The organism is Flagellimonas pelagia (assembly GCF_003584135.1).
GTDB classification, from domain to species: domain Bacteria; phylum Bacteroidota; class Bacteroidia; order Flavobacteriales; family Flavobacteriaceae; genus Flagellimonas; species Flagellimonas pelagia.
This window is the reverse complement of record NZ_QXFI01000018.1, coordinates 44,968-57,117: the sequence shown is the minus strand read 5'-3', so window position 1 is coordinate 57,117 and position 12,150 is coordinate 44,968. Positions and strand designations below refer to the sequence as shown.

At 43.9% G+C, this 12,150-nt stretch carries 10 protein-coding genes; 3 read left to right on the top strand and 7 right to left on the bottom strand.

Going from position 1 to position 12,150, the window contains the following annotated elements:
- Positions 1-5: 5 nt before the first annotated feature.
- Positions 6-1,217 (top strand): multidrug effflux MFS transporter, encoded by a 1,212-nt coding sequence (locus tag D2V05_RS06615; protein WP_119646849.1) that lies wholly within the window; start codon positions 6-8, stop codon positions 1,215-1,217.
- Here D2V05_RS06615 and D2V05_RS06610 read toward each other — a convergent pair whose 3' ends face one another.
- The 6 genes from D2V05_RS06610 to nagB form a co-directional block, all read right to left on the bottom strand.
- On the bottom strand, positions 1,218-2,300 hold the full coding sequence (locus D2V05_RS06610) for an anhydro-N-acetylmuramic acid kinase (protein ID WP_119646847.1): 1,083 nt from the start codon (positions 2,298-2,300) through the stop codon (positions 1,218-1,220).
- Complete coding sequence (locus tag D2V05_RS06605) at positions 2,297-3,892, bottom strand: glycoside hydrolase family 3 protein (RefSeq protein ID WP_119646845.1); 1,596 nt, start codon at positions 3,890-3,892, stop codon at positions 2,297-2,299. The genes D2V05_RS06610 and D2V05_RS06605 overlap by 4 nt, the downstream gene beginning before the upstream one ends.
- On the bottom strand, positions 3,885-5,165 hold the full coding sequence (locus D2V05_RS06600; protein WP_119646843.1) for an MFS transporter: 1,281 nt from the start codon (positions 5,163-5,165) through the stop codon (positions 3,885-3,887). The genes D2V05_RS06605 and D2V05_RS06600 overlap by 8 nt, the downstream gene beginning before the upstream one ends.
- Positions 5,162-5,644 (bottom strand): GNAT family N-acetyltransferase, encoded by a 483-nt coding sequence (locus D2V05_RS06595; RefSeq protein ID WP_119646840.1) that lies wholly within the window; start codon positions 5,642-5,644, stop codon positions 5,162-5,164. The genes D2V05_RS06600 and D2V05_RS06595 overlap by 4 nt, the downstream gene beginning before the upstream one ends.
- Before the next feature lie 2 nt (positions 5,645-5,646).
- The gene (locus D2V05_RS06590) at positions 5,647-7,137 is read right to left on the bottom strand and encodes a glycoside hydrolase family 10-like protein (protein ID WP_119646837.1); all 1,491 of its coding nucleotides are present in this window, start codon (positions 7,135-7,137) and stop codon (positions 5,647-5,649) included.
- A 73-nt stretch (positions 7,138-7,210) separates the two neighbouring features.
- Positions 7,211-9,148: a glucosamine-6-phosphate deaminase gene (nagB, locus tag D2V05_RS06585; RefSeq protein WP_119646835.1), complete on the bottom strand. Its 1,938-nt coding sequence runs from the start codon at positions 9,146-9,148 to the stop codon at positions 7,211-7,213.
- 174 nt (positions 9,149-9,322) lie between these two features.
- Between nagB and D2V05_RS06580 the strand changes: the two genes are divergently transcribed.
- Positions 9,323-10,072 carry a DeoR/GlpR family DNA-binding transcription regulator gene (locus D2V05_RS06580; protein WP_119647126.1) on the top strand — a complete coding sequence of 250 codons (750 nt, stop codon included), beginning with the start codon at positions 9,323-9,325 and terminating at the stop codon, positions 10,070-10,072.
- A gap of 5 nt (positions 10,073-10,077) precedes the next feature.
- Complete coding sequence (murQ, locus tag D2V05_RS06575) at positions 10,078-10,890, top strand: N-acetylmuramic acid 6-phosphate etherase (RefSeq protein WP_119647125.1); 813 nt, start codon at positions 10,078-10,080, stop codon at positions 10,888-10,890.
- An 8-nt stretch (positions 10,891-10,898) separates the two neighbouring features.
- Here the strand turns inward: murQ and D2V05_RS06570 are convergent, their stop codons facing one another.
- The gene (locus D2V05_RS06570) at positions 10,899-12,017 is read right to left on the bottom strand and encodes a PQQ-dependent sugar dehydrogenase (RefSeq protein ID WP_119646833.1); all 1,119 of its coding nucleotides are present in this window, start codon (positions 12,015-12,017) and stop codon (positions 10,899-10,901) included.
- Between the last annotated feature and the right edge of the window lie 133 nt (positions 12,018-12,150).

The following is a 12,150-nucleotide window of genomic DNA, read 5'->3' as shown; positions in this document are numbered from 1 at the left end:
GCACAATGCAAAAAACAGCCCAAAAACCCAACTTTGAATTTGTAGCCCTAATGGCCGCCTTAATGTCCATCGTAGCTTTGGCCATTGATGCCATTCTACCTGCTATTTCCAACATAGGGGAAGCTATCAAAAGTTATGACTCTACGGACAACCAATTGTTGGTCACCATGATTTTTTTAGGGCTTGGGGTTGGACAATTATTCTTTGGCCCTATTTCGGACAGTTTTGGCAGGAAACCTGTGGTGTATGTAGGCTTTACCATTTTTTTGATGGCGAGCGTCATTTGCTTGGTAGCACCTTCCCTTGAGATTATGGTCGTTGGGAGAATTTTGCAGGGGATTGGTCTTTCGGCACCGCGTACCATTGCAATCTCTATCATCCGAGACACCTATGAGGGAGACTACATGGCCAAGGTCATGTCTTTTGTGGTAGCATTCTTTATCCTGGTTCCCGTAGTGGCGCCTGCCATTGGTAAGTTGATATTGGATGCAGCAGGATGGCAGGCTATTTTCTATGTTCAAATGTTCTTTGTTCTGGTGGTGTCCCTTTGGTTTTGGAAGCGACAAAAGGAAACCTTGCATCCTGAATATAAAATCCCATTTACGAGCCATGTGTTCATCGATGGATTGCGGGAGTTTTTCCGGTACAAGGAAACGGTGGCGTTTACTCTAACCTCTGGTTTGGTAACCGGGGCTTTTTTGGTGTATCTGAGTTCGGCCCAACATATTTTTGAAGATCAATATGCATTAAAGGAGATGTTTCCTTACATTTTTGCTGGATTGGCCATTTCCATTGGATTGTCCACTTTTTTGAACGGTACTTTGGTCATGCGTTTTGGGATGCGAAAACTATCGTTGATGGCTACCATTGTTTTCTGTTTGGTGGCGATTACCTATACCATTATGTTTTTGAATTCTCCGAACCCCGATATTTATGTGCTGGTGGGCTTTTTGTCCGTACAGTTTTTCTGTTTAGGGTTTATGTGGGGGAATTTCAGGTCCATTGCCATGGAACCCATTGGCCATATTGCAGGTATTGGGGCGGCCATAAACGGATTCATTTCCACGGTGTTGTCCATTCCCATTGCCACTTTCATCGGAGAATTTGTAAAAGACAGTGTTTGGCCTTTGTTCGCGGGATTGGCCATTTGTGGTCTATGTGCGCTTGCCATTTTTCTTTTGGTGCACAGACCCAAGAAAAAGGTGGCAACGGTTTGATCAACTCCCTTGGGGAAAGAAAACTTCTCCGCTACAGGAATCCGACGTGGCTCCGGTAACAGATTTTAGCACATTGGTTTTGCCTTCTAAACGGAGAACGCTCATCAATGCAAACACCAATGCTTCTTTATAGGCAATAAGGGTCTTAGTGGGTATGACCACTTCAATATTAGGTCCCAATTTTTCTTGAAGGATATCCATGAAAAATTGATTTAGGGCACCGCCCCCTGTAGCTAACAATTTGTTTTGGGGTTTGCTACTGTATTTGTGTACCGAAAAGGCAATCTGCTCGCAATTGTGGTGTATCAGGGTGTGTAATAAATCAATGTTTGCGCTTGTGGAAGCATTGACCAAGGGAATCACTTTTTCTGTGAACCATTCATATCCGGTAGATTTGGGGTAGGGCAAACGGTAGTATTCCAAACTGTTCAACTTCTGTAATAAGCCATGGTCTAATTTTCCGGAACGGGCCAAATTTCCATTCTCGTCGTAGGGGAGCCCCATTTTATGGGTGATGTAATTCAAGGGCATATTGGCCATCCCGATATCATAGGCAATACGTTCATCGTTCTTTTCAAAAGAGATATTGCTGATACCTCCCAAATTCAAGCAAAAATCAAACTCATGGAACAAAAGTCGGTCTCCGATGGGGACCAAGGGTGCGCCTTGTCCCTTTAGGGACACATCTTTGGTACGGAAGTCGCACACCACTTGTTTGCCACTGGTGTTTGCCAGGAATTGTCCATCTCCCAATTGAAAAGTTATCCCATCTTCCGGCCGATGATGCGAAGTGTGTCCGTGGCTGGCAATAAAATCAATTTCTTCCCCCAGTTCGTCAATAAATAGTTTGGATTGTTCCCCTAACCACATACCATAGTCTTTGTGCAATTGTGCATGGTCCGCATCGGACAGGTAAATGGCGTTCTTGAGATATTCCCTCATCTCATCGGAATACGGTACATCCTTGGTCTGCTTTATGGAAAAATTCCAATGACCGTCTTCCTCCCAAATGTGGCAATAGGCCATGTCGAGTCCATCCAAAGAAGTGCCTGACATTAATCCCAATACTTTGTACATGCTCATAGACCAAAAGTTTTAAGTTGGATGGGAAGCGACCCTTTGGCAGGAACTTTTCCCATGAAATGTTGCAAAGCCACTTCCTGGAATTCCGGAAAATCCTGATACATCAAAACGATGTTGGAGGAGTCCCTCAACCCTAAAATATCCAATACATAAGGATTTCCAAACAGATAGAGAAGCACATTTTTATTTGCAATCCACGATTTGATGGTTTCCAAGATCTTTTCATCAAAACCGAACAGATTTTTGGGTTTCACGGCAGGAGGGAAAATAGCTAAGACTACATTTTCTTGATCTGCAATTTGATCATTGATTCGATCTAGGTCCGATGTAATATCCAAAGCCATCGAACCATAAGCGTCCTGCAATCCTTGGGAAAAAAGGTTTTTTTTGGCGTTGCTGAGGGATAGGTTGAGAAAAGGAGAATTCTTTAATGCTCTGCAAGAGCTTGGTGACCCGTACAGTTCGGTTAGGCAATTCTGGGCCACATCCGTATTGATGGAGGCGGCGGTTTCCCAACCAAGACCTTCGGTGGCTGTTGTGTTGGAGAATGCTTTTTCCTTCAACTTCCAGATCCGATGGAAGCTTTCTTCAATTCGTTGTGTTTTTTCCTGTTTTAAAATGGTCTGAATGCCTTCTTTTACATTTTCGCTAAAACAGAGGACATCCATTCCAGCAGCAAAGGCCTTGGCTTCCAAATCCCCTTTCTTGTTAAAGGTTTTGGATACGGCATGCATGTTCAGTGCATCGGAAATGATAACACCCTCAAAACCCATTTGCTCCCGTAACAAACCTGATATGATTTTGTGGGAAGTGGTCGCAGGTCCCTCGTTATCCAATTGCGGAAGTAGCAAATGTCCGACCATAACCGAATCGACGCCTTTTTGTATCAATTGTTGAAAGGGATAGAGCTCGTTTTCTTTTAATTCCTGCAAGGACTTATCGATCACGGGCAATCCTAAATGGGAATCGGTTGCTGTGTCCCCGTGACCTGGGAAATGCTTGATGGAGTTTAAAATTCCGGAATCGGACATTCCTCTAGTGAAAGCTTGGGCTTTGGTAAAAACATCTTCCTTGTCATCCCCAAAAGAACGATAACCGATTACTGGATTTTCAGGATTGTTATTGATGTCCACCACTGGTGCCAAGTTCCAATGGATGCCAGCAGTTAGGCAATCGGAACCAATGGCTTTGCCAATTTGATGGATGAGGTCATCGCCATTCTTTAAGGCTCCCAAGGTGATGGCATAGGGGTATTGTGGCGTATTTTCAATGCGCATGGCCAATCCCCATTCCGCATCAATAGCGATCAAAAGCGGGATTTTGGCCGCTTTTTGGTATCGGGCGATGAGCTGCTTTAAACGGTCGTAACTTTTTTCATTGTGGACAACCGTCTTCTTCCCCTCAAAATTGGTGGCCGCACTGGCACGGCTATGGAAAAAACAAATGGACCCAATATGGTGTTCCGAGATGAGTAGCTCCATTTTTTGGACTTCTTCCTCGGTATCGTTGATAAAGACAGCGGGCATGAACAGTTGCCCCACTTTTTGGGACAACGTAAGCTGGTCTTTTGGGGGCAAGTGAAACTTATTCATCGGTTTCCGCAGTTTTTTTGCCATAATCGGCGGGGTAATCCAAATATCTCAACACGATGAATGCCGGAATGGCAGCGATGACCACCCAAATGAAAAATCCATCGTAACCCAACCATTCCTGAATATAGCCACTGAGCATACCTGGCAACATCATGCCAAGAGCCATAAATCCGGTGGCAATGGCATAGTGGGAGGTTTTGGAAGCCCCATCGGCCACATAAATGAGATACATCATAAATGCGGCAAAACCAAATCCATACCCAAATTGCTCCAAGATCACCGTGCCTACCACAGCATAAATACTGGTACTTTGGGTAATGGCCAAAAGAGCATATAATGCGTTGGGAAGGTTAAGGGCCAAGAGCATGGGGAGCATCCATTTTTTAAGGCCGTCCCGAGAGATTAAAATACCTCCGACGATTCCGCCCAAAGAAAGCATGATGATGCCCACGGTGCCATAAATGGTACCCACCGCTTCCGTGGAGTAGGCAAGACCGCCCACTTCCAATTTATCCAATAGGAAAGGCGAGGCCATTTTTACCAATTGCGATTCGCCCAAACGGTAGGTGAGTATGAACAGCAACACCCACCCAATCTGTTTTTTTTGGAAAAAGGAGGCGAAAACTTCCAAAAAACCGGCCGGTTTGGCTTCCTTTTCACTGGAAGATCCCTCAAACTTTGGAGTGGTGAAGAAATTGGAAATGGTCAGGACCAACATCAATACAGAGGCACTGATCATAGTAAGGGACCACGCTTTTGTATTATCCCCATATTTGTTTTCCAGATAACCTGCAAAGATGACGAGGAGTCCCTGTCCGGTAATCATGGCCAATCGGTAAAACGTGCTTCGTAAGCCAATAAAAAAGGATTGTTTTTTCTGGGTAAGCCCGATCATGTAATAGCCATCGGAAGCGATGTCGTTGGTGGCCGAAGCAAAGGCGGCCATCCAAAAAAAGGACAAGGTGATGGTGAAAAAGGAATTAGAACCCATAAAGAGACCAATTCCCAAAAAGGCCAAGGAAATGACCAGTTGCATCATCAAAAACCATTTGCGTTTGGTGCCGTTGAGGTCCACAATAGGGCTCCATAACGGTTTGATGACCCAAGGCAGGTACAACCAACTGGTGTATAGACCTATTTCTGCATTGCCGATCCCCAACCGCTTGTACATGATCACGGAAACAGTCACCACTAAAATATAGGGGATTCCTTGTGTAAAATACAGGAAGGGAATCCAAAGCCAGGCATTTTTGTCTTTCGGCGCTACATTCATTTGGGATGTTTTAATAGGTTTTGATAAATGCTCCTCTCAGATTTTTCTATGATTTTGGCACCCACCGTTTTTTCGTAATAGGTTGCCGGACCTACCCCTCCAATAATGGCATAGGCATAGCCCATTTCACGCAAGGCCATTAAGGATTTTACAAGCAACACCTTTCCAATATCCTTTTTCCGTTCCGAAGGAAGCACGCCGGTCGGGCCGAAAAAATTCTTGGCGGTACTTTCAAAACAGGCAAAGCCCAGAATGGATTGTTCCCTTTGTGCAATAAAACAGGTTGTGGGAAGGTGGGTGAATGCAGCGGCGGTCTCATCGGCCCAGTTGATACTGAAATTCTCCCGCACCCAATTTACCACGATACTTTTTTCAGGAGGGATGGGCTTTCTGAACACGATATGTTCCTTTTCCAAAAGCTGTTTTTCTGCTTTGGTTATATCGGGTAGGTCCAAAAGTCGTACAAGCATGTCCTGCATGATCAATTCGGTATTAGGTTGAGGGTTTGTAAGGCACTTTCATTTCCGTAGGTGTCCATAATGGTGATTCCCAAGCTCTTTTTGGATTGTTTATTTGGCATCTCAATCTGATAACATTCCGATTTTTTACTTTGTGAAAGATATGCCTTTGCGATAAGTTTGCGTTTAGTACCACGGATTTCGTAAAAATTCAGAAACCTGGGGATACTATCAGTATGGGAAATACAGATATCCAATTGGTCGTTTTGGTTTTTGGCGGATACAATGGCAGGTAATGGAACGGTTCGCTTAATTTTATTCAAGGGACCGGGGTTGTTTGATGGATACCTGTAAAATTTCTTCTCCAGTTTTTGGTTGACTTTTTCATGGGTGCCCATCAATGATTTGGCACTGAAAAAGATATTTCCGTTCACATGATCCAAATTTCTTGAGAATTTGAGCTGTTTGGGGATTTCGTTGTTTTTGGTCCAGGCTTTGTCGCTGTTATTTTTGATTTTATAGGCACCATTCCCTATGTACAGATGGGTGTTGGGCGTGGCATTGTTCCACCACGAAGTGATTTTTTTGTGAGAAGCAACAGAAAAATCCATGCTCCAATATACTTGCGGAGCCAAATAATCCAACCAACCTTTTTGGACCCAAAGGAGGGGGTCGGCGTAAAGATCTTCATAGGTGGTCTGGCCTGCTTGGGTATCCGAACCCTTGGGGTCCGTGCTACGGTTTTTCCATACCCCAAACGGACTAATGCCGAATTGCACCCAGGGTTTTGTTGTTTTGATGGTTTTGTGGACCATTTTAACCAAGGAGTCCACATTGCTTCTCCGCCAATCTTCCAAAGATTGATTGAGCAAACCATTTTCAGAAAAGGTAGTTGCATCTTCAAAAACTTCCCCTTCCACCTTATAAGGATAGAAATAATCATCAAAATGGATAGCATCCACGTCATAATTCGAAACCAGTTCCCTAATGACTTGGTTGAATTTGTTCCGTACTTCCGGAAGCCCAGGGTTGTAGTAGTATTTTTGTCCGTATTTCACCATCCAATCAGGATGTTGGTAAAAATCATGGGTTTTGGCCAAGACAGTGGTGTCCAAATTTACCGTGGCTCGATACGGATTCAACCAAGCATGAAATTCCATGCCATGTTTGTGGGTCTCTTCGATCATCCATTTTAAGGGATGGTCAAATCCTTTTGGGGCTTCGCCTTCTTTCCCCGAAAGATATTTGGACCACGGGGCCGATTCGGTTTCATATAAGGCATCTCCGGCCGTTCGCACTTGGACTATGGCTGTGTTGAAATTTAGTTTCTTATAAAAATCCAGTATGGCAATGAAGTCCTTTTTTTTCTTCTCAACATCATCTTCTGGGTGTTTAGGCCAGTCAATATTGGCCACGGTGGCGATCCATACCCCCCTAAATTCTTCTTTGGGCAACATGGACGTTGCACAGGACAAAAGGAAAATAAAAGGAACGAAATAAAGGATTCTTCTCATAAAGGCGAATAAAAAAGGCCTACGATGTACTAAATGTAGGCCTTTTTAAATAAAATCAATCTATTGTTTAAGATTAGAAATGGTATCGTACAAAGCCTTCCATGGCTTCGTATTCGGCCATACCCAAAGCATTATATCGATTGGCGGTTTCTTTGTTCCTCTGCTCTGCACGCTGCCAAAACTCCCTTTCATCATTGCCGGGGAACATGGCGCTGTCCTTTTGAGATTGATGTTTGAAGATGGCATTTTTCTTTCTTGTCATATCCTTGGGCCCAATGGGTATGGCCATTTCCATGTCCGCAATGTCCCATTCTTGCCAAGCGCCCCTATATAGCCATACATAACAGTTTCTGATCCAATCCACTCTGTCGTCCTTCAATTTTTGTAAGGCCCTAAAAACACTTTCCAAACAGACCCTGTGTGTGCCATGAGGGTCGGAAAGGTCACCTGCGGCAAAAATTTGATGGGGCTTCAATCTGTTCAACAGGTCATAGGTAATCTGGATGTCCTCGTCGGACAGAGGTTTTTTTCTGACGGCTCCGGTTTCGTAGAAAGGAAGGTTGAGGAAGTGTGCGTTATCTTCTTTCACCCCGCAATACCTACAGGCAGCCAAAGCTTCCCCTTTTCTGATAAGTCCCTTGAATTGTTGTACTTCTGGACTATCCACTTCGCCTGGTTTCTTACTGGCCAGGAATTCGCGTACCTCCTTGAATTTCTTTTTAAGCTCTTTGTTTTCTTTTTGAATGTCGGTCGCGAAATCCAAAAAACGGATTACTTCGTCATCAAATACGGCGATGTTTCCTGAAGTTTGGTAGGCTACATGCACATGATGCCCTTGATCTACCAGTCTTAGCAAAGTGCCACCCATGGAAATAACATCATCATCAGGGTGCGGACTGAAGATGAGCGAAGTTTTTGGATATGGCTCGGCTCTCTCCGGTCTTTGGCTATCATCCGCATTGGGTTTTCCTCCAGGCCAACCCGTAATGGTGCGTTGCAGTTCATTGAACACATTAAGGTTGATTTGTTCGGCAGAACCAATTTCTGCAATCAAATTACCCATTCCATATTCATTGTAATCCTCATTGGTCAATTTCAAAATAGCTTTGTCCAACTTTTCGGAAAGCCAGATAGCGGCACTCTTGATGAGTTTGTCGTTCCACTCACATTCCGTAACCAACCATGGGGTCTTTATTCTGGTCAAGTTGGAAGCTGCGGCGCTATCCACTACAAAATCACAATTCTCATGGTGTTGTAGGAAAGTAGCCGGTACAGACTCTTTGATCTTGCCCTCAACCGCTTGGTATATGATGTTTGATTTTCCCTCTCCCCAAGCCATCAAGATGATTTTTTTGGCTCCCATGATGGTTCCAACTCCCATGGTAATGGCCCTTTTGGGAACATTTTCTTCCCCGAAGAAATCACTGGCAGCATCCAAACGGGTAACCCTGTCCAAACGGACCAAACGTGTTTTGGAGCTCAGCGAGGATCCAGGTTCATTGAACCCGATATGCCCAGTTCTACCAATTCCCAGAATTTGGATGTCGATTCCCCCAACATTTTGGATTTTTTCCTCGTAGTCCGCACAATATTTCCTGACATCATCTTTGGACAGGCTTCCGTCCGGGATATGGATGTTGTAAGGTTCAATGTCGATATGGTCAAATAGGTGTTCGTTCATGAAACGCTTATAGCTGTGGATGGAACTTGGATCCATCGGAAAGTATTCGTCCAAATTGAAGGTGACCACGTTTTTGAAGCTCAACCTACCTTCTTTGTAAAACTGTACCAAGTAATCGTACACTTTTGTAGGGGTGGATCCAGTGGCCAAGCCAAGCACTGCTTTTTTGCCTTGTTCTTGCTTTTGTTTGATGAGGCCGGCAATTTCATTGGCAACATACCATGATGCACTTTCCGAATCTTGATAAATATGGGTGTTTACCTTTTCAAACTTTACGGTTTCTGCATCTATGGGCTCGTGTTTTAAGGGATTTTTAACCAATTCTTGCATGTTTTGTCGGGATTAAGGGTTTAAAACTCGACAAATATAATTAAATATTGCTGTTTTTTGCAATATATTTGCTGTTTTGTGCTTTTTTAATCAAAAGTTAACATTGGTTTGAAAGTAAACGGCATAATCTGGAATTGTTTTCTACTTTTGATTTTGAACCCAAACAAGAATTTGATGCTCAAGGAAGAACGACAACATGCCATCCTTAATGAAGTGGAACTCCACAATAGGGTGCTATTGACGGATTTGGCCGAGAAACTGGATGTGTCCATTGATACGGTCAGGAGGGATGTCAAGGAATTGGATGCTGAGAATCTGCTGACGAAGGTGCATGGCGGGGCGGTATCATTGGGTTTTGTCAACCATAGTCCAGCCAGGAGTAACGTTTATGCCCTGGATAAGAAAGTGGGCATCGCCAAAAAAGCATCAACATTGCTAAGAAATAACAGTGTGATTTTGATCGATGGAGGGACCACTTGTTTGGAATTGGCCAGATTGTTGCCGACCAACATTAAGCTGACCTGTTTTACCCTCAGTCTTCCCGTGGCCATGGAATTGTTGGGCAAACCCAATGTGGAAACCATATTTATTGGGGGTACACTTTCCAGGGATTCACAGATTGCCGTGGGAGCCAATACCATAAATGCATTGGCGCAGATCAAGGTGGATTATAGTTTCATTGGGACCGGATATGTGGACGCGGAGTTTGGGTTGACCGAGTTTGATTGGGAAGTGGTACAGACAAAAAAAGCGGTGATCAATGCTTCCAAGAAAACGGTACTTTTGTGCATATCGGAAAAATTGAATTCGCAGCATCGTTTCAAGACCTGTGATTTGAATGTAATTAGTACCATGGTGACCGAACTAGAACCTTGGGACAAGAAGCTCGATGCATTTAAGAATATGAACATACAATTATTGTAGGAGTGGTGGAAAAGCACATTAAGATAACGGAGAAACCATCTTTGTACGACCGATTGGAGGAGATGGATGCGTTGGAGATCGTGGCCAACATCAATAATGAGGATAAGAAAGTGGCCCATGCCGTGGAAGAGGTATTGCCCAAAGTGGCCCTTGTTGTTGAAGAAACCGCAAAGCGCTTTGAAAAGGGAGGTCGTTTGTTCTACATAGGAGCAGGTACAAGTGGTAGGTTGGGTATTTTGGATGCTTCAGAGATTCCACCCACCTTTGGGATGCCCTACGATCGTGTGATTGGTTTGATTGCAGGGGGTGACAGTGCCATTCGCAAGGCTGTGGAATTTGCCGAAGACGATACAAAGCAGGCTTGGAAAGATCTTCAGGAGTATGACATCAATGACAACGACGTTTTGGTTGGTATTGCCGCATCGGGAACCACACCTTATGTATTGGGCGGTATAGCAGATGCCAAAGCACACGGTATCTTGACGGCCGGTATTACAAACAATCCTGGGTCGCCGTTGGCTTTGGATTCGGATATTCCTATAGAAATCAATGTAGGGCCAGAGTTCCTCACGGGAAGCACCCGTATGAAAAGTGGTACAAGCCAAAAACTGGTGCTCAATATGATATCTACAGGACTCATGATCCGTATTGGGAGGGTGAAGGGTAATAAAATGGTGAACATGCAACTCAGCAATACCAAATTGGTGGATCGCGGAACCCGATACATTATGGAAGAGTTGGGCTTGAGCTATGAAGAGGCGGAAAATGCCCTTAAAAAGTATGGCTCCGTTAAACTGGCCGTTGATGCCCTAAAATAAGTCTAGGGCTATTTAGGGACCAATTTGACAATGCCTTTGCCTTCAATACCTACATAAATGTAGCCATCGGGTGCTTGGCGAACATTTCGGACCCGACCCATGCCATCCAATAACTTTTCCCGATAGACGACCTTGTTATTCTTGAGTTCCAATCGTTCCAAATATTGAAAGGCCAGTGATCCAACCAATAGATTTCCTTTCCATTTTGGATATTTGTTAGAGGTTACAAATGTCATCCCAGAGGGAGCAATAGAAGGCGTCCATTGATAGATGGGTTGTTCCATACCGGGTTTGGAGGTCTCGTCGGTAATTTTTGTTCCACTATAGTTGATACCGTAAGTGATGACCGGCCATCCATAGTTTTTTCCTTTTTGGATGATATTGATCTCGTCACCACCCCTAGGGCCATGTTCATGCTCCCAAAGCACTCCCGTTTCTGGATGGAGCGCCAAACCTTGGGGGTTTCGGTGTCCATAACTGTAAATGGCCTTTTTGGCACCATTGTTTCCTACAAAAGGATTGTCTTTTGGAATGCTGCCATCGTCATTGATCCTGTAAATTTTTCCACCGTCCCTTTTAATGTCCTGCGGATTCACGTCCCTGTCGCCCCGTTCCCCAATGGAAAAGAAAAGATGGCCGTTACGATCAAATTCCAACCTAGAACCAAAATGTTGCCCGCGGGTAGAGTTGGGGACAGCTTTGTACAATACTTGTTGGTCCACAAGCTTATTATTGGAAAGTTTGGCACGCATGATGGCCGTGTTTCCGCCTTTTTCATCACCATCACTGGAGGCATACGAAAAATAGATCCAACCATTTTCCTTGTAATTGGCATGTAGTTCAATATCCAATAATCCCCCCTGACCACGATTGTATACTTCTGGAACATTCCCAATTTCTATGTTTTTTCCTGACTTGTGCAAAATCAATTTTCCTGATTTCTCCGAGATAAGGATTCCACCATTTGGAAGAAAAGCCATGCCCCAAGGGTTCTGGAAACCTTCAACTACGGTTTCTACAGTAAAATCAAGGGTTTTGGGAAGATTTATGCCATTATCTGGCTGTTGCGCGCAGGATGTACTAAGCAGTACAACGAAAAAATAGGCAATTGACAGACTTTTTTTCATAGTTTTACGTTGAAATAACAGATTTTATAGATAAACGGTTGCTTTTTGGTAATCGGGTGTGTTGAAGATAAAGAGATTTTTATAAGAATAGATAATTACTTTATAGAATATTAAGGTCCCAAATCTGAAATAT